The sequence below is a fragment of the Achromobacter sp. RT286_PF genome, assembly GCF_059760425.1.
This window is the reverse complement of record NZ_JCBAMR010000041.1, coordinates 1-21,937: the sequence shown is the minus strand read 5'-3', so window position 1 is coordinate 21,937 and position 21,937 is coordinate 1. Positions and strand designations below refer to the sequence as shown.

Genomic DNA, 21,937 nt, shown 5'->3' with positions numbered 1-21,937 from the left:
GAGATAATCTGTGCGCAACACCCCCCTGGTACCCGAATAATCGTATTGATCCAAAAAGATATTTATATGAAGTGGAACGCGCCGGTGCCGGGTAGCTGTACATCGGACTCCGATCACAGCGCTGTGCGGATCAAGCCGGTGACCGGCGTCCGTGGCTGAAAAAGTCGCCGCCTAATGTGGCGGCGCGCGGCGTTCCAGCTCGTGAACGATCTTGTCTTTCAATGTCAGCAAGTCCGCCGCGTGCAGCTTTTCCACGGACGCCGCCGTGTCGTCCGTCATCAAGCTCAGGTTCAACGCCAGCGTCTGGCCACCGGGCACACGTAGCGGGGTAGACATCGCAACAACGCCGGGCTGCCATGACGCCACGCAATAATCCGCAGCCACCACTTTTGCGATGGCTCGATCGATTTCCGCGCCGATCGGTTTCCACGATGCGCTGCGATATCCCGACATTATTTTCTTGAGCAGCGCCTGGCGCGCCGCCGCGGGGCGCGTGGCCAGATACGCGCGACCTAAGGACGTGAGTTCGATCGGTACCCGTTGGCCCGCCACGATGGTGCGAAGCGAGGCCCGGCGGTTATAGCGGATGGATTCCAGATAAACCATTTCAGTGCGGTCCGCGCTGGCAAGGCCGATATTGACGTGCAGTTTGTTGGATACGTCGCGCATGAACGGCGTGGCGGCGTTCAATACCGGCGACGCAGCGCGCATGGCGTGGCCCAGGCTTAACACCGGCGCGGCCAGCCGGTAGGCACGCGCGCCGCGCTCGTATTCCAGAAAGCCGCTGGTCACCAGCGTCTGAGTCAGCCGACTGACCGTGGCGGCGGAAAGGCCGGTGCGCTCGGCAAGCTCGCCATTGCCAAGCAGGTCGGTGCCGGGCTTGAACGCGCGCAGGATTTCCAGGCCACGGGCCAGCGACCGGTTCTGGCTGACGCCATCGAAACGTTGCTGCGCGGGGGGCGCATCATCGGGTGTCACAGTCGCCATCATCCTTGAAGCCATCCTCGTTGAAGCCCGCCGGCCCAATTCCATCAGGTGGAATTGGGCCGGTGTTTTTGCCCACTGTAGCGCCTACCGTGTCGATATCGCCAGCGAAAAAAAAGCATCGGATCGCGCTGGCCTATCGACCAAGACGGAGCAACAAGATGGCGGACTACGAATTCATCAAACTGCACGCGGACGGCGGCGTGGCGACGCTAACGCTGAACCGGCCCGAGAAGCGCAACGCCATCAGCGACGCCATGCGTGCCGAACTGATCCATGCGCTGGAGGCCGTGGCCGCTGACCGGGGCACCAAGGCGCTGGTGCTGACAGGGGAAGGCAAGGGCTTCTGCGCGGGCGGCGACATCTCTGGCATGCAGCGCCGCATGGACGCGCCCTCGGGCGAAGTCGCCTTCAACGGCTGGTCACGGCAGCAGCGTGTGCACCATGCGGTCAGCCTGCTGTTTCGCATGCCCAAGCCCACCATCGCCGCCGTTAACGGCGCGGCCGCCGGCCTGGGGGCAGACACGGCGCTTAGCTGCGATTTCATCGTGGCGTCGGACAGTGCGTCGTTCACCTGGAGCTACATCGCGCGGGGATTGATTCCGGATGGTGGCGGCATGTTTTTCCTGCCTCGTCGCGTGGGGCTGGCACGCGCCAAGGACCTGATCTATTCCGGCCGCAAGGTCTTGGCGGAAGAAGCCCTGGCCCTGGGCATCGCCGACCGGCTCGCCCCGGCTGGCGACGAAGTGCGCGCGGCGCAGGCCTGGGCCGCCGAACTGGCCAAGGGCTCGGCCACGGCCTTGGCGCTTAGCAAATCGATACTTGACCAGAGTTCCGAGCTGACCGCCGACCAGGTCTTCGCCATGGGCAGCCAGGCGCAGGGCATCTGCTACACCAGCAGCGAACACCGCGAATCCGTTGCGGCATTCCTGGCTAAGATGGCCCAGGCCAAGGCCGCTTCGGGCGGTCGCGACGGAGACGCGCAATGAGCGGCATACAGAAATTGCTGCGACCGCGCAGCGTTGCGGTCGTGGGGGCGTCGGCGGACCCGGCCAAGACGTCGGGCCGGCCGGTGGCCTATCTGCAAAAGCATGGCTTTGAAGGGCGCATTTATCCCGTCAATCCCAAAGCGTCCGAGATTGGCGGGCTGCGTTGCTACCCCGATATCCGCTCCTTGCCGGAAGCGCCGGACGTGGCCATCGTGTTGCTGAGCGCGCAGCGCACGCAGCAGGCGATTGCCGAACTGGCGGCCATGGGCACGGGCGCGGCCATCGTGCTGGCCAGCGGCTACTCGGAAACCGGGGACGTGGGCGCACGCCGTCAGCGCGAGCTGCGCGAGGCGGCGGGCAGCATGCGCATCCTGGGGCCAAACACCATCGGCCTGGTCAACCTGACCGACCGCATCACCCTATCCGCCAGCGGCGCGCTGGAAGTCGATGAGCTGACCAGCGGCGCGATTGGGCTGGTGTCGCAAAGCGGCGGCATCCTGGGTGCGTTGCTGTCACGCGCGGCGGCGCGCGGCATCGGGTTTTCCAAGCTGATCTCCACCAGCAACGAGGTCGATCTGGACCTGGCGGATTTTGTGGATGCGTTGGTGGACGACCCGGCCACGCGCGTCATCGCCCTGTATGTGGAAAGCATCCGCAACCCCAGGACGTTCCGCGCGGCGGCGCGCAAGGCGGCGGCGGCCGGCAAGCCCATCGTGGCGTTCAAGGTCGGCCGTTCGGCATCCGGCGCGCAGGCGGCGGCCTCGCATACGGGCGCCTTGGCCGGTGCCGACGCCATGTACGACGCGCTGTTCGACGAGACGGGCATCATTCGCGCGCAAACGTTTGCCGACCTGCTGGATATACCCGCCGCGCTGGCCGGCGATCGCAAGCTGGGCGGCAATCGCGTGGCGGTGCTGACGTCAACCGGCGGGGCGGGCACGCTGGTGGCCGACAGCCTGGGCGTGGCAGGCTTTGAGCTGCCGGCGCCCGATGCCGCCACGGGCGCCGCCTTGCGCGCGCTGCAAACCGGCGACCACGCCGCGCTGGATCGCAACCCGATCGACGTGACGCTGGCCGGCTTGCAGCCGGACCTGCTGCGCAACGCCATCCGCATCGTGCTGGAAAGCGATCAGTACGATGCGCTGGTCGTCATCGCGGGATCTTCCGCCGTGGCGCAGCCCGAGCTGATGGCCGGTGCGCTGCGCGATTCGCTGACGCCTGACGGCAAACCGGTACTGGCATATATCAGTCCGCACGCCCCGCGCGCCGCGGAAGTCCTGAGCCGCTACGGCGTGCCGGCCTTTGCCGCGCCCGAAAGCGTCGGCGCGGCGTTGTCCGCCATGCGGCGGGTGCAGGGTGGCAAGCTGAGCGGAGTGCGCGCGGTGCGCCCGGTGCGCGACGGCACGCCAGCGCACGCGGCTTCGCCCGCAACCGTCGAACCGCACAAGGCGCTGGACGAAGCACAGGCCAAGGCGCTGTTCGCGCAGTTCGGAATCCCGGGCGTGCGGGAAATCATCGTCAATGCCGAAGCCGAAGCCGAAGCCGAAGCCGACGCCGAAGCCGACGCCACCCGCGCCGCCCGTGCATTGGGCCCGCGCGTGGTGCTCAAGCTGCTGTCGCGCGACATCACCCACAAGAGCGACGTGGGCGGCGTAGCCGTCAATGTCGCGCCGGAAGACATCGCGCAGCGCCTGCGACAGATGCGCATCGATGTGCGCCAGCACACCGGCAAGCCGCCCCAGGCCTACCTGGTGCAAGAGATGGTCACCGGCGCGGCCGAGGTCATCGTCGGCCTGCATCAGGACCCGCTGGGCACGGCGATATTGCTGGGCATGGGCGGCGTGGTGGCCGAGCTGGTGCGCGACACCACCTTGCTGCTATTGCCGGACGACGGCGCGGCCTTGACGGCGCAAGACGTCGAGGCGGCCCTGCGCCGCTTGAAAACATGGCCCTTGCTGGACGGCTATCGCGGCCGACCGACCTGCGACGTGCCCGCGCTGGTGCAGGCGGTGTTGGCGTTTGCGCGCATGGCAAGCACCTTGCAAGACCAGTTGCTGGAAGCCGAGATCAACCCGCTGTTCGTCAAGCCGACAGGGCAGGGCGTCTGCGCGGCCGATGGCGTCGTGGTGATGAAGGACTAGGCGGGCAGCCCCGCCGTCCTTTCCCCCCACGCAACTTTTTTGCCGACGCGCCGCACAGGATCCGCACAAGACCGGCGCAAAAAAATATCAGGAGACAACGATGAAGACCTACCCATTTGTGTTGCGGCCCATCAAGGCAGTCGCCGCCGCGATGTTGACGATATGCGCCGTGGCCGCGCCGCAAGCGCACGCCGCATTTCCCGACCGGCCGCTGCGTATCGTGGTGCCGTTCACGCCCGGCGGCGGCACGGATATCATTGCGCGCCAGCTGGCCAAGGGCCTGACCGACGAACTTGGCCAATCCGTCATCGTCGAGAACCGGCCGGGCGGCAGCACCATCATCGGCACCGAGAACGTGGCCAAGAGTCCGCCCGACGGCTACACGCTGCTGATGGCGACGTTCGCGCACGCGGTCAACCCGGCCATTCACAAGAAGCTGCCCTACGACACCGACAAGGCGTTTGCGCCCGTTGCGCTGATCGGCAAGTCGCCCAATGTGCTGGTGGTGTCACCCAAGTCCAAATTCAAGAGCGTGCCGGACATCCTGGCGTACGCGCGCGCCCATCCCGGCAAGCTGACGTTCGGTTCCTACGGCAATGGCACGTCGGCGCATCTGGCCGGCGAGCTCTTCAAAAGCCTGGGCAAGGTCGACGTCCTGCATGTGCCGTATAAGGGCGCGGGCCCCGGCATCAATGACTTGATGGGGGGGCAGATCGACATGATCTTCTCTACGTCGGCCAGCGTCAGCGGCCACGTCAAGACCGGGCAGTTGCGCGCGCTGGCCGTCACGACCCAAGACCGTTCACCGTCGTACCCCGGCGTGCCCGCCGTGGCCGAAGCAGGGGTGCCGGGCTACTACGTGGACAGCTGGTACGGCGTGTTCGTCCCGCAAGGCACGCCCGCCGCCGTCATTGACCGGCTGAACGCCGCCATCAAGAACGTGTCGGGCAAGGCGGATTTTCAGACGGCGCTGGAATTGGAGGGGCTGGTGGCCAATGTCGGCACGCCCGCCGCGCTGGGGGACTACGTGAAGCAGGAAGAGGCGCGCTGGAGCAAGATCGTTAGCGAGGCAGGCATTACCGACGCCCCCTGAGCAGGTGGCGCGCCCGGGCGCAAGGTTCAACACCGGCAGCCGTGCAAACGTCGGCCTGTGGCGCGGGCAAGCGTGGGCAAGCGTGGGCAAGCGCGGGCACGAAGTGGGCGCGGGGAGGGGCGAGAAGTGGCGAGAAGGGGCGGGAAGGCGCGCGATGAAAGACATCGCCACGATCCGGCAGGGTCAATGACCGCCTTGCAGATCTTGCGGCGTGTCGACATCGGCGTGCACGCCGGGATCGTCCACTGCCAACTCGTGCACGGGATGGCGCAGCAGCAAGCGGCGCGCGCCCACGTCGCCCGATAGCGCGGCAAGCTCAGGCCAGAGCTCGCGAGCGAAGGCGACGGGGTGGCCGCGCTTGCCTTGCCTCGTGGGCGTCACGATGCGATGGTGCGGGGCTGCGGCGGCCACTTGCATGCAGGTGTCGGCGCGCAACCACGGCATGTCCGCCAAGGCGACCAGGCACGACGATGCCGCGGGCAAGCGCTGCGTCTTAGCGTGAACGTCTCGCCCTCCGGGTGGAAAATCTTCGCCCCGGCCCATGCCCAGGCCGAGCAAGTGGCGGGCGGCAATCGCCAGGCTATCGCCCATGCCGTCCGCGTTCGCGCCCACCATGACCAGCTCGCATCCTTCCGCTTGCAGCAGCGCGCCCAGCGCCGCCTGGTCGGGTCGAAGCACCGCAATGGTGCGTGACGTGGCGCTGCCCAGCGCGCGGGCGGACGCCACCGCCACCGGCGTGCCATCTTCCAGCCGGGCCATCAACTTGTCTTGACCAGGGGCGTCTGCGGCGTAGCGCCGCCCATGGCCCGCCGCCAGCAAGATGCCGACGCACGCGGCCGAGGGCAAAGCGCGCAACGCGGAAGAGGGGGGCGTGGAAGGCGCTGACAAGGAAGGGGCGGACAAGGAAGGGGCTGACAAGGAAGGGTCTGACAAGGAAGGCGCTGACAAGAAAGGGGCGGACAAGGAAGGGGCTGACCAAGCAGAGGCTGACAAAGCAGAGGCTGACGAAGACGGTAACGGCTTAGGCATGGCGCTTGCTGGGCGATCACGGTTGACAGTGGGCAACTGGGGGGTGGAGACGTGGCGTCTTGGACAACCCGCGCCACTCCTGACATTCCCCCGTTGATTCGTGAATTTCACTCAACGGTGTATGCGGATTTTGCCTCTTTTCTTGCCGGGCGGGCCACTGGTAGAGTGAGTCCGATATTTCCAAAGGCACCAACATGGAAAGTCTTGATCTACAAGTGTTGGCCGCTATCCAGGACTGGCGGCGCCAGGGCCACGCGTTTGTCCTGGCGACGGTAGCCGCAACCTGGGGCGCCTCGCCACGGCCGCGCGGATCGTGGCTGGCGGTGCGCGACGATGGGCGCATTGCCGGGTCGGTATCCGGTGGCTGTATCGAAGATGATCTCATCGACAAGATGCGGCGCGGCGATCTTTGGCGCGCCGGCCCCTATGCGCTGACCTACGGCGCCACCCGCGACGAAGCGTTGAACTTTGGCCTGCCCTGCGGCGGCATCCTGGAACTGCTGATCGAACCCAAGCCGGATGCGGCGCAGCTGCATAGCCTTGCCGACCGACTGCGCCAGGGCGAACTCGTCAAAAGAACGTTGAGCCTGGCCGATGGCACCGCGCAGCTGACGCCGGCGCAGCCGGGCGACCGGTTCGACTGGAACGGCAAAGTGTTGACCACGCTGCACGGCCCGCAATGGCGCTTGCTGCTGGTGGGCGCCGGCGACATCGCGCGCTATGTGGCGCCGATGGCGGTAGCCCTGGGATTCGACGTCACCGTGTGCGATCCGCGCGAAGAATACGCCGCATCGTGGGACGTGCCGGGTACACGACTCGTCACGACGATGCCGGACGACACGGTGATGGCCCTTGCGCCCGACGTGCGCACGGCGATCATCGTGCTGGCGCATGACCCGAAGCTGGACGACATGGCCTTGCTGGAGGCGCTGCCGTCGCCGGCGTTCTTTGTGGGCGCGCTGGGCTCGCGCCGCACCAACGAACAGCGACGCGCGCGTCTGCGTGAACACTTCGGTTTTACAGAAGCGCAGGTTGCGCGCCTGCGCGGCCCGGTGGGCCTGCCCATCGGCAGCCGCACCCCGCCAGAGATCGCGGTGTCGATCCTGGCGGAGCTGACGCAGCAACGTATTCAACATACGACACAGGCCGCCGCGCATTCCCGGCGGGAATGGGAATGCGGGTTGCTGCATGCCGGACCGCAATCCGATCCGCAATGCGACCCGCCGTGCGACCCGCCGTGCGACCCGCAACCCGACCCGCAACCCGACCCGCAACGCGCCGCCATCCGCGTCGCCGACTAAACGAAAGGGGCAGACTTGGAAAACTCATCAGCAATCAAGATCACCCGGCGCAACCTGCTGAAGGCGGGCGCCGTTTCCGCAACCGCCATGGCTGCCTCATCGTCGGTGTCGTTGGCCCAGCAGGCCGCGCAGACCGGCGTGCAGCCGATGTCCGCCACCGTGACGCTGCGGGTGAATGGCGCGTCACGCGAAGTGTCGCTGGACATGCGCACCAGCTTGTTGGATGCGCTGCGCGAACACTTGCATCTGACCGGCACCAAGAAGGGTTGCGACCACGGCCAGTGCGGCGCCTGTACGGTGGTGCTGGACGGACGCCGCGTCAATTCCTGTCTGACTCTTGCCGTGATGCACGACGGCGCCGAGATCACCACCATTGAAGGGCTGGGCTCGCCCACGGCGCTGCATCCGCTACAGGCCGCCTTCGTCAAGCACGACGGTTATCAGTGCGGCTACTGCACGCCGGGCCAGATCTGTTCGGCGGTGGCCATGCTGGAAGAATTGTCGCAAGGCGTGCCCAGCCACGTCAGCGAGAGCCTGACCGAGCGCCCGCTGCTTAGCGTGGACGAAATCCGCGAACGCATGAGCGGCAACATCTGCCGCTGCGGCGCGTATTCAAACATCATTGAAGCCATCACCGAGGTGGCGGGGAGCAAAGCATGAGGCCGTTTACCTACGAACGCGCACGCACCCCCGCCGACGCCGCCGCCAGCGCCGCCCAGGCACGCGGCGCCCGCTTCATTGCGGGCGGCACCAATCTGCTGGACCTGATGAAGCTGGAAGTGGAAACGCCCACGCACCTGATCGACGTGAACGGGCTGGCGTTGGACCAGATCACGCCGACGCCTGAAGGTGGGCTGCGCATCGGCAGCCTGGTACGCAACACCGATCTGGCCGCCGACGAGCGCGTGCGGCGCGATTACGCCGTGCTGTCGCGCGCCATTCTGGCCGGCGCGTCGGGGCAGATTCGCAATCGCGCGACCACGGCGGGCAACCTGCTGCAACGTACGCGCTGTCCGTATTTCTACGACACCAACATGCCGTGCAACAAGCGCGCGCCGGGCACGGGCTGTTCGGCCATCGGCGGCGTGACGCGTCAATTAGCCGTGATAGGCACCAGTGACGCCTGTATCGCCACGCACCCCAGCGACATGGCGGTGGCCATGCGCGTGCTGGACGCGCAGGTGGAAACGGTGCGCCCGGACGGCGCCACGCGCGTGATTCCGATCGCGGACTTCTACCGCCTGCCCGGCGATACGCCGCACATTGAAACCACGCTGGAAGCCGGCGAGCTGATCACGGCGGTGGCCCTGCCCAAGCCGGCAGGTGGCACGCACGTGTATCGCAAGGTGCGCGACCGCGCCTCTTACGCGTTTGCGCTGGTGTCCGTGGCCGCCGTGGTGCAGCCAGACGGCAGCGGCCGGGTGGCGTTGGGCGGGGTGGCGCCGCAACCGTGGCGTCTGGACGCCGCCGACGCCGCGTTGCCGCAAGGCGCGCGGGCGGTCACCGACCGCCTGCTGGCCGACGCCCGGCCCACCGACGACAACGCATTCAAGCTGACACTGGCCGCAAGAACCCTGAGTGCAGTGCTGGCGCAAGCGAGGGCCTGACGCGATGAAATTCGATACTCCCGCTACCCAAAATCCCATCGACCAGCTAAAGGTCGTGGGCCATGGCGTCGACCGCATCGACGGCCCGTTGAAAACCACCGGCAGGGCGCCCTACGCGTACGAGCGGCATGACGTGGCGCCGGATGCCGCCGTGGGCTATGTACTGGGTTCTGCCATCGCAAAAGGCCGCATCACGTCGATGGACATCGAGGCCGCGCGCCGCGCGCCCGGCGTGCTGGCGGTGGTGACCGCGCAAAACGCCGGCAAGCTGGGCAAGGGCAAGATGAACACCGCCACGCTGCTGGGCGGCCCCGCCATCGAGCACTATCACCAGGCCATCGCCCTGGTGGTGGCCGAAAACCTGGAACAGGCGCGCGCCGCCAGCCGGCTAATCCGCGTGCAGTACGAACGCACGCAGGGCGCGTTCGATCTGGCCGCCGAGAAGGCGTCTACGGACAAGGCTGGAAAGAACGATCCGCAAGAGGACCGCGTGGGTGAATTCGAAAGCGCCTATGCGCAGGCGCCGGTGAAGATCGACCACACCTACACCACGCCCGACCAGTCGCACGCGATGATGGAGCCGCATGCGTCCGTTGCCAAATGGGAAGGCGATGCGCTGACGGTGTGGACGTCGAACCAGATGGTGGACTGGGGGCGTGGCGACCTGGCGCGCACGCTGGGTGTGCCGCGCGAAAAGGTGCGCTTGATCTCGCCCTATGTGGGCGGCGGTTTTGGCGGCAAGCTGTTTGTGCGCGCGGATGCCTTGATGGCGGCGTTGGGTGCGCGGGCGGCGGGCCGACCGGTCAAGGTGGCGCTGCAACGCCCGTTGATAGCGAACAACACCACGCATCGGCCCGCAACGATTCAGCGTGTGCGCATCGGCACGACGCCAGACGGCAAGATCACCGCCATCGGCCACGAAAGCTGGTCGGGCGACTTGCCCGGCGGCCAGCCCGAGCTGGCCGTGCAGCAAACGCGGTTGTTGTATGCCGGCGCCAACCGGCTGACCGCGCTGAACCTGATGCAGCTGGACCTGCCCGAAGGCAACGCCATGCGCGCGCCCGGCGAGGCGCCGGGCATGATGGTGCTGGAAATTGCCGTGGACGAAATGGCGGAAGCGGCCGGGCTGGACCCGGTGGAATTTCGGGTGCGCAACGACACGCAGGTGGACCCGGCCAAGCCGGAGCGGCCGTTCTCGCAGCGCCGCTTCATTGAATGCCTGCGCCTGGGCGCGGACCATTTTGGATGGGCCAATCGCAGCGCCAAGCCCGGTACTCGCCGCGAAGGGCGCTGGTTGGTGGGCATGGGCGTGGCGTCGGCGTTTCGCAATAACCTGGTGACCACCTCGGCGGCGCGCGTGCGCCTGGACGCCGCGGGCCAGGTCATCGTTGAAACCGATATGACGGACATCGGCACCGGCAGCTACACGATCATCGCGCAGACGGCCGCCGAAATGTTGGGCGTGCCGCTGGCCAAGGTCGTCGTGCGGTTGGGCGATTCCGACTTCCCGGTGTCGGCCGGCTCGGGCGGGCAGTGGGGCGCCAACAGCTCGACGGCGGGCGTGTACGCGGCGTGCGACAAGCTGCGCACCCAGATTCTGCAACGCCTGGGCTTCGCCACGGACGGGGCGGTGTTCGCGGACGGCTCGGTCACCGATGCAAATGGCCGAACGGCAACGCTGCGCGATGCGGCGGCGGGCGGCGACCTGGTCGCGGAAGACACGATGGAATTCGGTGACCTGGACAAGAAGTTCCAGCAGTCCACCTTCGGCGCGCATTTTGTCGAAGTGGCGGTGGACGCGGCCACCGGCGAGACGCGCATCCGGCGCATGCTGGCCGTGTGCGCCGCCGGGCGCATCCTGAACCCCAAGACGGCGCGCAGCCAGGTGATCGGCGCCATGACGATGGGCGTGGGCGCGGCCTTGATGGAAGAGCTGGCGGTGGACGACCGGGTCGGCTTCTTCGTGAACCACGACCTGGCCGGGTATGAGGTGCCGGTGCACGCCGACATCCCAAGCCAGGAGGTCATCTTCCTGGATGAAACCGACCCGATTTCCTCGCCCATGAAAGCCAAGGGCGTGGGCGAGCTGGGCCTGTGCGGCGTGGGCGCGGCGATTGCCAACGCGATCTACAACGCCACCGGTGTCCGGGTGCGAGACTACCCGATCACGTTGGACAAGCTGCTGCCGGGCTTGCCAGAGCTGAGCTGAGCTGACCAGGACAGTGATTCCCAGCCGCGTCGCCGCCTGCCGCCAGCGGCCGGCAGCGCGCCAAGGTGCCGGCTGGGCGACGCGCGTGTCAGCCCTGCGTCTTCAATGACCCCAACGACCTGATCTCGTCATACAGCGCGCGGCCGACCCATACGCCTTCCTGTTCGCTCTTGGCGCGCGCCTTGAAGCGGCGTTCGGAAGGCAGGCGTGCGCCCTGGCCGCTGATGGCGTCCAGCATGGCTTCGGCGGCGTCGGCGTTGGCCGGCGCCAGGCCACGGCCCAGGATGTTCGGGTCCAGCGCAATCACCAATTCCCCGTGCAGGGGCGTGCCGCCCTTGCCGGCATCGTGCGCTTGCGACTGCATGCTGGTCCAGTCGCCGATGAGCGGTCCGGCCAGCAGCTCGATCATCGTGGATAGTGCCGACCCCTTGTAGGTACCGAACGGCAGCATCGCGCCCGCCAGTCCCGCTGCGGCGTCGGTGGTGGGCCGTCCTTGCGCATCGATCGCCCAGCCTTCTGGAATGGCGCGCCCGGTGCGGCGGTGTAATTCGATTTCGCCGCGCGCGACCATGCTGGTGGCAAAGTCAAACACATACGGGGAGGGGCCAGGGCGCGGCCAGGCGAACGCCAAGGGGTTGGTGCCGAACACCGGACGCGTACCGCCCGCGGGCGCCACCCAGCTATGGCTGGGCGTCATCGCCAGGCCCGCAAGGCCATGCTGCGCAATGGCTTCGACTTCCGGCCACAGCGCGGAAAAGTGGAAGCAATTGTTGATGGCCAGCACGGCCACGCCGTTGCGCTTGGCCTTGTCCACCAGATGCGGCAAGCCTTCTTGAAATGCCAACAAGGAATACGCGCGCTGCGCATCGACCTGCACCACGGCTGCGGTGGGGTGCGTGACGATGGGCAGGGCTTCAGGGTCAACCAGCCCGGACTGCAAGGTGCGCACGCAAGCGAGCAGGCGGTACATGCCATGAGACTGGCAGTCATCGCGCTGACCCGCCGTGATCGTTTGCGCGATGGCCTTGGCGTGCGCCATTGAAAAGCCGTTGCGGCTCAACACATCAAGCGATAACTCATAGGCCTCGGTGATCGAGAGATTGACCATGTCGGTGTTCACATTACCTCCGGGGTTGCATTGCATGGCCCCGGCCGGCAGCGCGGGCGGGGTCGAATCAAAGCGGCGCGGGGCAGTCTGCGCTTGGCCAGTGTAGCGAGGTTGATGGCCAGCCTGATTGCGACCCGAATATGTCGCGCTTGAACAAGCCGTGGACGCGCCTGTGGCAGTGCATCAATTCAAGCGTGGGACCGCTTTGGCAAAGGGATGAAAGCTGTTTTGCAATGCAGCAATACAAATGGCGTTCGACATTCAGCAAAAGGGCTGCTTTTCTGATTTATCAGAGCGCCAATTAAGCATCTTCCTAGTTAAATCCGCGCGCCTAAATCGTATCGTTCATGGACTCGTACCAACCCATCCCCGCGGCATTGTCTTGCCGGGGTTGGCGAGCCCTGTTGCCAGGACACGGTGTGCCGGGTTCTGGCAGTCATCAAGGCTTCGGCGGCATATCGCGCCCGCGGCGTATCCGCAAACCCGTGGTTCACCGCGTCGCCTTTTTCAGCCGCCATATTCATCTTCACAAAAGGAATACGCATGAAGCGCAGTATCGTGACATCCCTTGCCGCCTCTGGCTTGCTGCTCGCCGCATTCGCGCCGGGCGCCAGTTTCGCCGCCGGCGGCACCGTCAACTTTTTTGGCACGATCAGCGACGTGACGTGCGACGTTGAAGGCAGCGCGGGCGGCGCCAATGGCGTCACCGACGTGCCTTCGTTCGGCACGGTCAATCCCGCGGACGTCGTGAATGGGTCCGCGCCCGAACGCGACTTTCAGATCAAGGTGCACGGCTCTGTCGATTGCACGGATGACACCAAGGTGCGGCTGCAATTTCATGCCAACCACCCGAACGTCGACAAGGTGACGGGCAACCTGAAGCTGGTGGGCGCAGACCCGGCTGCCGGCGTGCAGATCCAGATCCGCAACAACCGCAGCGAAGCCCCCGCCAACACCACGCCGATCCGGCTGGGCATCACCGACCCCAACCCGCAAGTCGCCGAGGTCAAGAACAATCAGGCCATCCTGTACTACTCGGCCAAATACGTCCCGCAGGATCCCTCCGCTACTTCGGTCGGCATGGGGGGCGGCGATTCCTTCGTGACCTACACGCTGCGCTACAACTAAGCTCGGCGACCGCAATGAAAACGATCATCGGGGCGCTTGCCCGCCATGCGTTCACGCGCGTGCTATCGCTCGCTTTGGTCCTGTGCGCCTGGGCGTTTTCCGCCCAGGCCGCATTGGTCTTGCAAGGCACGCGCCTGGTCATCAAGTCCGACGCGCGCGATGCCATCATGATTGTCCGCAACAACGGGGCAAGCCCCGTGCTGGCGCAAAACTGGATCGACGACGGCAAGGAAGGCGTGCTGCCTACCGATTTGCGCCTGCCGTTCGTGTTGACGCCGCCGATCATGCGAATCGAACCCAACAGCGCGGCCAATATCCGCATCAGCTACACCAAGGAACCGCTGCCGTCCGATCGCGAGACCCTGTTTTATCTGAACGTCGTGGAAACGCCACCGCGAGATCCAGCCACCGTCAACGTGCTGCAATTTTCCTTTCATACCCGCATCAAGATTTTCTTTCGGCCCGTCACGCTGCCCGACGAGGCCGCGACGGCGCCCGACAAGCTGACCTGGAAGCTGGTGGGCGGCGCGGGCGGAAAGCGCCAGCTTGAAGTCACCAACCCCACGCCGTTCCATGTGTCGTTTGCGCGTGTCGGGCTGGTGTCGGGAGGCAAGACGATAGCCGTGGATAACGGCATGGTTGCCCCGTTTGGGCAAACGAACTTTGCGCTTTCCTCCAATGCGGCTGGCTTGCAAAGCGCGAAATCCACCGTCCAGTACGAAGCCATCAACGACTTTGGCGGACGACGCGAAATCAACAAACGCTTGCTGGACTGAGCGCTTTACCTGGCCTTTGTCGCGGGAGTTTCTCCGGTTTGATCAACGTTCGACTTGCGCGACCTTCGGTTCGCCATCCTGTTTTCACGCCTGTCGGGGCGCGGCGACGCATGCGCCCCTGGCGGCGCACCGGCCGCTGCTTGCTTGCGGCCGCCTGCGCGGTCACGGCCAGCAGCGCGGCGGCGCAAGACGAAGTCGCGATTTTCGACCCCTACATGCTGATGCAGGAAGTGGGCGGCGCCACGATCGACACGCGCCGCTTTCAGCGGGTGAACTTTGCCGATCCCGGCATGCATCGCCTGGACTTGTATTTCAACGGGCAATGGCGCGGCGTCGACGACATCGAATTTCGCAATGTGCCGGGACAAGACAGCGCCGCGCCCTGTTACGACGCATTGATGCTGGAGCGTGGCGGGCTGGACCTGGGCAAGGTGTCGCGCGCGGATGGCGTCGAGCCGCTGCCCGAGGTGCTTGCCTGCGACGACCTGGGTCGGTATGTGCCCGGCGCAAAGATACGGGTCGATATGGCGCAGCTGGCCCTGTACGTGACGTATCCCGAGTACCTCCAACGGCTGGCGGCGTCCAACCGCTACGTGGACCCGTCGCAGTGGGACAGCGGCATCACCGCCGCACGGCTGAACTACAACACCAACGTCTTCAGCACCGAAAGCAATGGCCGCCGCACGACGCGTGGCTACGCCGGTATCAATGCCGGGCTGAATCTGGGCGCGGTGCGGTTGCGGCACAGCGGCTCGGCGTCCTGGTCGCAGACCAGCGGCGCGCGCTATCAAGCCAATTCCTATTTTCTGCAAACCGATATCCCGACCTGGAAGTCGCAGTTGCTGGTGGGCGAAAGCTCAACCAGCGGTGAACTGTTCGACGCGGTGTCGTTCCGGGGCGTGCAGCTGGGCAGCGACGACCGCATGCTGCCCGAGACGATGCGCTATTACGCGCCCATCGTGCGCGGCACGGCCAACAGCAACGCGAAAGTGTCCGTGTACCAACGTGGCTTCCTTATTTATGAGACCACCGTGGCCCCCGGCCCCTTTGCCATCGAAGACGTGCGCGCCGCCAGCTACGGTGGCGATCTGGACGTGCGCGTGACGGAAGCCGATGGCAGCTTGCGCAGCTTTGTGGTGCCGCTTGCCACCATCGTGCAGCTGTTGCGCCCGGGTGTGACGCAATACAGCGTAACGGCGGGCCGCGCGGCCGACCCCGGCTTGCGCAGCAGCTCCCGCTACGTGTTGCAGGGCACGCTGAAGCGCGGAGTGGGCGACTCGGTGACCGGCTACGGCGGGCTGGCGTTTACCGACCACTATGGCTCGGCGCTGCTGGGCGCCGCGATGAGCACGGCGATAGGCGCCTTTGCGTTTGATGTGACGGGCGCGCGTGCGAAGTTGCCCTCGCGGGAATCGCGCGCCGGGGCCAGCTACCGGCTGACCTATAGCCGCGACCTGCCCAACAGCGGCACCAACTTTTCATTATTGGCCTACCGCTATTCGACCAGCGGCTACCTGGGCTTGCGCGACGCCGTGGCGCTGGGCAACCTGCCGCAGAACACGCGCTACCAGAACGATGGTCGCATGCGCAGCCGCTTCGACCTGAACGTCAGCCAAAGCCTGGGCGGCAGCCTGGGCAGCCTGTATGCGTCGGCATCCACGGCCAACTATTGGAAGCAGGCCGGCAACGACATGAACTTCTCCGTGGGCTACAACAACGACTGGAAGGATGTGTCGTATTCCATTGCGCTGCAACGCGTTCACGGCGCCAGCTCGGACTATTGGGGCGGCGGCAGCGTCAAAAGCACGCAGATGACGCTTAACGTGGCCATTCCGCTTGGCCGGGCGACGTCATCGCGCGCAACGCGCGTCAGCGCCGTCTACACCGCCGACAGCCGCGAGGGTGCGCGCGTATCCTCCAGCGTCAGCGGCGCGCTGGATGATGCCGGCGCGGGCTCGTATTCCTTATCGGCGTCGCACAACGGCCGCACCAACGCCAATTCGGCGGACGCGGGCCTGGGCTACAACTTTCCGCAAGCCGCGGTGTCGGCCAGCGTGGGCCAAGGGCGCGGATATCGCCAGGCGTCGTTGAACGCCATGGGCGCCATGGTCTTGCACAGTGGCGGCCTGACGTTGGCACAGACCCTGGGCGAAACGGTGGCGCTGGTGCAGGCCAAGGACGCGCAGGGTATGCGGGTGGGATACGGCTTGAACCGCGTGGACGCGGCTGGCTACGCCGTGGTGGGCAGCCTGAGCCCGTACCGCTTGAACGCCGTGGACGTGGACCCGGCGGACCTGCCCGCCGACATCGAACTCAAGGCAAGCTCGCTGAACATCGCGCCACGAGCCGGGGCGATCATCAAGCTGGTCTACCCGACGTTGCGCGCTCGCCAGGTGCTTATTGTGGGCAAGCTGGAAGACGGGTCGCCGTTGCCTTTCGGCGCCGAAGTCATCGACCCGGACACCGGCGTGGCGGTGGGCGCGGTGGGGCAGGGAAGCCGCATCGTCATGCGCGCGGAAAAAGACCGTGGCACGGTACGCGTCGAATGGGGAGAGGGCGACGGCGAACGTTGTTTTGTTGAGTACGCATTGCCTGACCGCGCGTTGCGGGGCGACAGCGCTTACGACATCCTGGAGCGGGAATGCGTGCAGGCGGCGCAGGCCGATCCGCCCTCCACCCCACCTCAAGGCGGCGTCGGACCGCTGACGCTCCGATGAGCCGGCCGCGCGCATGGGGCCGCTGGCGATTCACGCTGGTGCTTGCCCTGACGGCTGCCTGGTGCGTCTGGTGCCCTGGGAGTGCGCAGGCCGATCTGGTCGTGACCGGCACGCGCTTCATCTACCCGGCCACGCAACAGTCACTGACCTTGCGCACCGCCAATACCGGCCAGCATCCCATCCTGGTGCAAAGCTGGCTGGACACCGGCGACTTCACCTCGGACCCCAGCTTGCAAACCGTGCCATTCCTATTGACGCCGCCGGTGTACCGACTGGACCCGGGGCAGCGCGCGAGCCTGTTGCTGCGGCACACGGGAGAACGCCTGCCGTCAGATCGCGAATCCGTTTTCTGGATCAATTTCCTGGAAGTGCCCGCGCGGGATCGCACGCAAAACAACCTGCTTCAGCTGTCGTATCGGCTACGCATGAAAGTGCTGTATCGGCCCGACGGCCTGTCGGGATCCGCCTACGAAGCTATCGGACAGGTGTTGTGGACGTATCACGCGGCGGATCACGAAATCGAGGCAGTCAACGCGGCGCCGTATGCGGTGTCGCTGGCGCGGCTGGAGCTGGACACCCAGGAAAAGCCCGGCGCGTTCATCACACTGATGGGGCTGACCGTTGCACCGCTGTCCCGCACGCGCTTCCCGTTGCCAAAGGGGGCGATGCCCCGGGCAGGCAAGGACGCACTGCGTTACCAGGCCGCAAACGACGACGGCGACATCATTGAAGGCCGGCTGGCGCTGGGCCTTCGGTAAGGCAAAACCAACACCCATGCCAACCGGGGGGCTATCGCCGGGCGGCAGGGCAGGGCAAGGAGATCGAGATGCAGCATGAACGATGGCGCCGCCCGCGGCGTTGGACAGGATGGGGTGCCGCAATGGCGATAGCGGCGGTGCTGGCGACAAGCGCACAGCCGCGATGGGCGTGGGGCGCCGACGCGGTGATCGCGGCAGCGGACTGCAAGAACGACGTGATCTTCGGCCAAGGGTGGCGGCAGGTTGAGCCGTTGACGACGCAGTCGCAAATTCACCAGGTGCTGTACGAAAGAGTGGCGCCGCTGGCAATCACGTTTTTGGTGGCAAGGCTGCCTGGCATGACCGAGCCGCACAAACTGTTCACCACCGGGATGTGGCGCAATCCGACGTACCTGGCTGAGGGCATTGTCGCCACCAACGTGGCCGGCATAGGCATGAGGATCATCTATCGCGACACCGTCATCGCGTTGGATCGCGTCTCGTTGGTTATAGACGCGGCGGACCTCAACGTTGGCGTCGCCGGGCTGGGGGGGATGCAATACATGCCGTTTGTCCAGCAGTTGGTGTTGATGGCAAGGCCGGAAGATCTGCCTCGCGACTTGAAGGTAACGGGGGTAGCGCCCCATACCGCGTTGGTCCTGGAGATATTCACGAACCGCGTCGGTGCTACCAAGCCCGGCCAGGTCGGCATCGTCCCGCCTACGTGGCAACCGCCACCCCAGACGATTCCTCCCGGGCTGAAGTTGTGCGCCATGAAGGCCGTGTATCAGGGCAGCCAGATTCTGGAGATCGGAGCCGGGGGGACGGTACCCGGCATCGATATCAAGCACCAGTGCGACGCCGGCGCGCATCAGGACATCAGGGTCGACATGCCCCCCGCCTTTGTCGCGGACTTTCCCGTTGAGGGCGCGACCGCCGCGCCGAAACCCTTCAACATCCGGCTGAATAAATGCAGCGCACTGGCGCGGCCACAGGTCAAGTTCCGGGCAAAAAGCGGCCTCGTTGCGGGTACCGATACGGTCCTGGCGCTGCACGGCGCGAACGCCAAGGGCGAGAAGCCGGCCCGGGGCATCGGCATCATCGTGGTCGATGCGCAAGACCGACGCGTGCGGTTTGGGCCCGTCGGCGGCGCCTATGGCCCTGACTATGCGATGACGCTGATGGACGGTAGCGCGCAACTGTCGTTGGCCGCCCGCTACATCCGCACGGCGCGTGACCGCGACGACGTACAAGGAGGCGTAGCCAATGCCGCTGCGGAATTCACGTTCGAATTTCCCTAGGTATCGCATCAGTCCGCGAAGCCGACGCATCGCGGTCGCAAGAAAAGGTGGCGCAGTCCTGTCGGATTGCGCCACCTTCGTCATCGCACCATCGCGGCCTACCAGACCGTACCGGTGTTGCGGCCCACCAATGCGCCGCGCGTTTGCAGCAACCACTGGCCCCACCAGTAATTCACGCTATTGCGCGCATGCGACTGATGGATCAGCCCTTCGTTCACACCGGCCAGGCCGCCCATCGTGACGTGCAGGCCGCCGCTGATGTCACCGTGCGCGGTGCCGCCCATGATCTCGGCGGTAACCAGATTGCGGCCTACCAAGCCACCTATCCGACTCTTGTATTCGCCGCGTACGGTGCCGTTCGCGACGGAATGTTCAATACTGCCGCGGTTCACGCCGGCCAATCCACCCACGTCGCCCCGATCCCGCCCCGCGACATTGCCCCTGGCTTCGGTATGGGTCAGCTTCCCGTTGTTGTACCCGACGAGGCCGCCAACGGCGCTGTGATGGCCCCCGCTGGTGTGGCCGTATGCGGTGGCGTTCTCGATCATGCCGCCGTTGTATCCGGCCAGCCCGCCCACGGAAAACGCCGAGCCGCTTTGCACTTGGACGCGGCCGTAGGCGGCGGAACTGGCGATGATCGCCTGGTTGGCGCCGACCAGGCCACCAAAGTGACCATTGCCGGATTCGCCGCTATGGGTGACCGAGCCACGTGCTTGCACGTTGTAGAGCGCACCGGCCGCCTCGTGATAGCCGGCAAAGCCACCGGCGTGGACGTTGCCCGATACCTGCACGGCGACGTTGGCCACCGAGTCGCTGATGAAGCCCCCGTTGTTGTCGCCGATCATGCCGCCGACGCGTCCGCCCGTGGCTCGCAGTGTCGAAGCCGTGACGCTCGATCTGTCGATCGTTCCGCCATTGCTGCGGCCGATCAAACCGCCGACCGCGCCGATACCCGCGCCCAGGTCGGTCATGCGCGATCCCGTCGCATGCACGTTGGTGATGGCGCCGGAGTTGGTGCCCACCAGCGCGCCGGCGGCCTTGTCGATCGATCGCGCGCCTTTGGCCGTGGTCACGGATATGTCCGACAGATTCAGGTTGCGGATGTTGCCCGAGGACTGGGCGAACAGGCCCGCGTGGTTGTCGGCGTCGACCTCGAACTGGCTTAGTGTGTGGCCCATGCCCTCGAATTCGCCGGTGAATACGTTGTGGTCATCGCCGATGGTGGCGACTTTGCCGCCCGCCTCAAGGCTCTTGCCCAGCGCATAGCGCCCGGCCAGATCCTTGTTCATGGATTCCCACTGGCTGATATCGTTGATGACGTCATAGCGTCCCTGGCGGGTTTCGTAGGTGGTGCCCTTACCGCTCAGTTCGATGGTCACGCCGTTGTTCAGGTCGAAGTCTGATCTTGCAATCAATGCCAGCGCCGCGTTGTCGCCTGCCAGCGTCATGCGGGCATTGATGCGCAGATCGCCGCCCAGCGTCTTGGCGGCCAGGCCCGCGCCGTCTCCGTGGGCGATTACCGGGGCGTTGAACTCTACGTCCCTGGCGGCTTGCAAGGTCAGCGACGTGGCGCCATTCCACTGCACGGGCGCGTTGATCGCGACGTTGCCGTATGGGCTGATCAGCGCAACGTTGGTGGTGGCCAGGTTCTTGTTCAGCACGCTGGCGGACAACGTGGCGCCCGTTTCGGAGTCGTCCCCGGCAACGTTCACGTTGTGCGCTGCTATCGACAGCAGGCCGGTTTGTCCGGGCGCGCCGCGTGTGTCGATGTCGGCGTACGGGTGGATGGAGGGGGATTTTGCGATGACGGATATCGTGCCGCCCGCCATGGTGTCGCCGCCCGTAGCGGTCAGGCGTCCACCGACCTGGACATGGCCGAAGTTGCCGCCGTCCAGAACGATGGTGCCGGATTTTCCGTCCAGCGAGTTGGCTTCGATCACGCCACGATTATTGACCACGAGGGCCGACATGGCGTCTTTGGCCGGCCCCTTGAGCAGTACCTGCCCGCCATGCGCGCGCAGCAAGCCGGTAGTTTCTATCAAGGGGTTCAAGGTGGCCCCTTCCACTTGCAGGTCTATCAACGAATTCCCGGCCAAAGACACGGTTATCGTTTTGCCGGATGCCAGCGCGACGCTGCCCCGGTCCGCCTGGATGCTGCCGTAGCTTTTGATATTGTCGGCGACCAGGATGACACTGCCGCCACCATGGGCGGTGATCGAACCCAAGTGGGTGATGCCGGCGTTGCCTGCACCTGTCAATTGCATTGGGCCTCCACTAAGAAAATCGTCGTGGCTGACAGGCTTGCTCGAGGCAAGCAGGCTTCCTACGTTTACCCGCGACGATTGACCGAACACGATCCCGTTGGGATTGATCAAAAATACGCTGCCGTTGGCGCTGATCTCCCCCCGGATGTCGCTGAAGAAGTCGCTTAGGACCTTGTTCAGCACGACGGATTCTCGGCCGGGCTGGTTGAAAACCACGTGCTTGCCGGCGCCCACGTCAAACCGATGCCAATCGATGATCAGCTTGTCCGTCTTTTGATTGATCCGCATGGTCTTCTTGTCGGCATCCACGGTGAAGTCGACAGCGCCGAGCTTGACCACCCCGTCCTTCGGAAAATCCTGAGCATGGACAATGCCAACAACGCCCATCAGCGCCACCGCGACCGCGACCCGCCGCAACGCGCCCGGCGGTTTGCCGCGCCGGCGCGCGCCTTCACCGGCGGCGACCCAGCCTCCGCGTGGTTCGCTCCACACCAATGCAAAAGTCTTGTTCATGTTTTCCTCTGGGAAAGTGCGACGCGGCGCGCTTGTGGCG

General features: G+C 65.7%; 16 protein-coding genes. 12 read left to right on the top strand and 4 right to left on the bottom strand.

What is annotated here, in order from left to right; translation table 11 throughout:
* Nucleotides 1-171: 171 nt before the first annotated feature.
* Nucleotides 172-990, bottom strand: coding sequence for an IclR family transcriptional regulator (locus AC6LJY_RS23760; protein WP_498136902.1), 819 nt, complete (start codon nt 988-990; stop codon nt 172-174).
* Nucleotides 991-1,145: 155 nt separating this feature from the next.
* Here AC6LJY_RS23760 and AC6LJY_RS23755 point away from each other — a divergent pair, with 155 nt between their 5' ends.
* The 3 genes from AC6LJY_RS23755 (at nt 1,146) to AC6LJY_RS23745 (ending at nt 5,207) form a co-directional block, all read left to right on the top strand.
* A complete protein-coding gene (locus tag AC6LJY_RS23755; RefSeq protein WP_498136901.1) occupies nt 1,146-1,973 on the top strand; it encodes an enoyl-CoA hydratase/isomerase family protein in 828 nt (275 codons plus the stop codon).
* A complete protein-coding gene (locus tag AC6LJY_RS23750) occupies nt 1,970-4,114 on the top strand; it encodes an acetate--CoA ligase family protein (RefSeq protein WP_498136900.1) in 2,145 nt (714 codons plus the stop codon). Before AC6LJY_RS23755 ends, AC6LJY_RS23750 begins: the two co-directional genes overlap by 4 nt.
* 100 nt (nt 4,115-4,214) lie before the next feature.
* Nucleotides 4,215-5,207: a tripartite tricarboxylate transporter substrate binding protein gene (locus tag AC6LJY_RS23745; RefSeq protein ID WP_498136899.1), complete on the top strand. Its 993-nt coding sequence runs from the start codon at nt 4,215-4,217 to the stop codon at nt 5,205-5,207.
* A gap of 183 nt (nt 5,208-5,390) precedes the next feature.
* On the opposite strand, the gene AC6LJY_RS23740 is transcribed toward AC6LJY_RS23745, so the two are convergent.
* Nucleotides 5,391-6,062, bottom strand: a complete 672-nt coding sequence (locus AC6LJY_RS23740; protein ID WP_498136911.1) for a nucleotidyltransferase family protein — start codon at nt 6,060-6,062, stop codon at nt 5,391-5,393.
* Nucleotides 6,063-6,430: 368 nt separating this feature from the next.
* On the opposite strand from AC6LJY_RS23740, the gene AC6LJY_RS23735 reads away from it, so the two are divergent.
* The 4 genes from AC6LJY_RS23735 to paoC are packed head-to-tail and all read left to right on the top strand — an operon-like array spanning nt 6,431 to nt 11,353.
* A complete protein-coding gene (locus AC6LJY_RS23735) occupies nt 6,431-7,537 on the top strand; it encodes an XdhC family protein (RefSeq protein WP_498136898.1) in 1,107 nt (368 codons plus the stop codon).
* A 15-nt stretch (nt 7,538-7,552) separates the two neighbouring features.
* Entirely contained in the window at nt 7,553-8,197 is a 645-nt protein-coding gene (gene paoA / locus AC6LJY_RS23730) for an aldehyde dehydrogenase iron-sulfur subunit PaoA (protein WP_219990652.1), read from the top strand.
* Nucleotides 8,194-9,144, top strand: a complete 951-nt coding sequence (locus AC6LJY_RS23725; protein ID WP_120156452.1) for an FAD binding domain-containing protein — start codon at nt 8,194-8,196, stop codon at nt 9,142-9,144. Before paoA ends, AC6LJY_RS23725 begins: the two co-directional genes overlap by 4 nt.
* A gap of 4 nt (nt 9,145-9,148) precedes the next feature.
* Entirely contained in the window at nt 9,149-11,353 is a 2,205-nt protein-coding gene (gene paoC / locus AC6LJY_RS23720) for an aldehyde oxidoreductase molybdenum-binding subunit PaoC (protein ID WP_046806012.1), read from the top strand.
* An 88-nt stretch (nt 11,354-11,441) separates the two neighbouring features.
* Here paoC and AC6LJY_RS23715 read toward each other — a convergent pair whose 3' ends face one another.
* Nucleotides 11,442-12,497 carry an Ldh family oxidoreductase gene (locus tag AC6LJY_RS23715; protein ID WP_498136897.1) on the bottom strand — a complete coding sequence of 352 codons (1,056 nt, stop codon included), beginning with the start codon at nt 12,495-12,497 and terminating at the stop codon, nt 11,442-11,444.
* Nucleotides 12,498-13,004: 507 nt separating this feature from the next.
* Here AC6LJY_RS23715 and AC6LJY_RS23710 point away from each other — a divergent pair.
* The 5 genes from AC6LJY_RS23710 (at nt 13,005) to AC6LJY_RS23690 (ending at nt 19,120) form a co-directional block, all read left to right on the top strand.
* Entirely contained in the window at nt 13,005-13,589 is a 585-nt protein-coding gene (locus AC6LJY_RS23710) for a fimbrial protein (protein WP_498136896.1), read from the top strand.
* Between the two features lie 14 nt (nt 13,590-13,603).
* Complete coding sequence (locus AC6LJY_RS23705; protein ID WP_314363868.1) at nt 13,604-14,365, top strand: fimbrial biogenesis chaperone; 762 nt, start codon at nt 13,604-13,606, stop codon at nt 14,363-14,365.
* Between the two features lie 110 nt (nt 14,366-14,475).
* Nucleotides 14,476-17,082, top strand: coding sequence for a fimbria/pilus outer membrane usher protein (locus AC6LJY_RS23700; RefSeq protein ID WP_498136895.1), 2,607 nt, complete (start codon nt 14,476-14,478; stop codon nt 17,080-17,082).
* A complete protein-coding gene (locus AC6LJY_RS23695) occupies nt 17,079-17,840 on the top strand; it encodes a fimbrial biogenesis chaperone (RefSeq protein ID WP_498136894.1) in 762 nt (253 codons plus the stop codon). The genes AC6LJY_RS23700 and AC6LJY_RS23695 overlap by 4 nt, the downstream gene beginning before the upstream one ends.
* Before the next feature lie 68 nt (nt 17,841-17,908).
* The gene (locus tag AC6LJY_RS23690; protein WP_314363877.1) at nt 17,909-19,120 is read left to right on the top strand and encodes a fimbrial protein; all 1,212 of its coding nucleotides are present in this window, start codon (nt 17,909-17,911) and stop codon (nt 19,118-19,120) included.
* Nucleotides 19,121-19,218: 98 nt separating this feature from the next.
* On the opposite strand, the gene AC6LJY_RS23685 is transcribed toward AC6LJY_RS23690, so the two are convergent.
* On the bottom strand, nt 19,219-21,897 hold the full coding sequence (locus AC6LJY_RS23685; protein ID WP_498136893.1) for a two-partner secretion domain-containing protein: 2,679 nt from the start codon (nt 21,895-21,897) through the stop codon (nt 19,219-19,221).
* Between the last annotated feature and the right edge of the window lie 40 nt (nt 21,898-21,937).

Bases quoted from the DNA above. Each gene is read 5' to 3' on its own strand.
- AC6LJY_RS23695 (WP_498136894.1), top strand. From the start codon at position 17,079: ATGAGCCGGCCGCGCGCATGGGGCCGCTGGCGATTCACGCTGGTGCTT.
- AC6LJY_RS23755 (WP_498136901.1), top strand. From the start codon at position 1,146: ATGGCGGACTACGAATTCATCAAACTGCACGCGGACGGCGGCGTGGCG.
- AC6LJY_RS23760 (WP_498136902.1), bottom strand. From the start codon at position 990: ATGATGGCGACTGTGACACCCGATGATGCGCCCCCCGCGCAGCAACGT.
- AC6LJY_RS23705 (WP_314363868.1), top strand. From the start codon at position 13,604: ATGAAAACGATCATCGGGGCGCTTGCCCGCCATGCGTTCACGCGCGTG.
- AC6LJY_RS23735 (WP_498136898.1), top strand. From the start codon at position 6,431: ATGGAAAGTCTTGATCTACAAGTGTTGGCCGCTATCCAGGACTGGCGG.
- AC6LJY_RS23715 (WP_498136897.1), bottom strand. From the start codon at position 12,497: ATGCAATGCAACCCCGGAGGTAATGTGAACACCGACATGGTCAATCTC.
- AC6LJY_RS23745 (WP_498136899.1), top strand. From the start codon at position 4,215: ATGAAGACCTACCCATTTGTGTTGCGGCCCATCAAGGCAGTCGCCGCC.
- AC6LJY_RS23710 (WP_498136896.1), top strand. From the start codon at position 13,005: ATGAAGCGCAGTATCGTGACATCCCTTGCCGCCTCTGGCTTGCTGCTC.
- AC6LJY_RS23725 (WP_120156452.1), top strand. From the start codon at position 8,194: ATGAGGCCGTTTACCTACGAACGCGCACGCACCCCCGCCGACGCCGCC.
- AC6LJY_RS23690 (WP_314363877.1), top strand. From the start codon at position 17,909: ATGCAGCATGAACGATGGCGCCGCCCGCGGCGTTGGACAGGATGGGGT.
- AC6LJY_RS23700 (WP_498136895.1), top strand. From the start codon at position 14,476: ATGCGCCCCTGGCGGCGCACCGGCCGCTGCTTGCTTGCGGCCGCCTGC.
- AC6LJY_RS23750 (WP_498136900.1), top strand. From the start codon at position 1,970: ATGAGCGGCATACAGAAATTGCTGCGACCGCGCAGCGTTGCGGTCGTG.
- AC6LJY_RS23685 (WP_498136893.1), bottom strand. From the start codon at position 21,897: ATGAACAAGACTTTTGCATTGGTGTGGAGCGAACCACGCGGAGGCTGG.
- paoC (WP_046806012.1), top strand. From the start codon at position 9,149: ATGAAATTCGATACTCCCGCTACCCAAAATCCCATCGACCAGCTAAAG.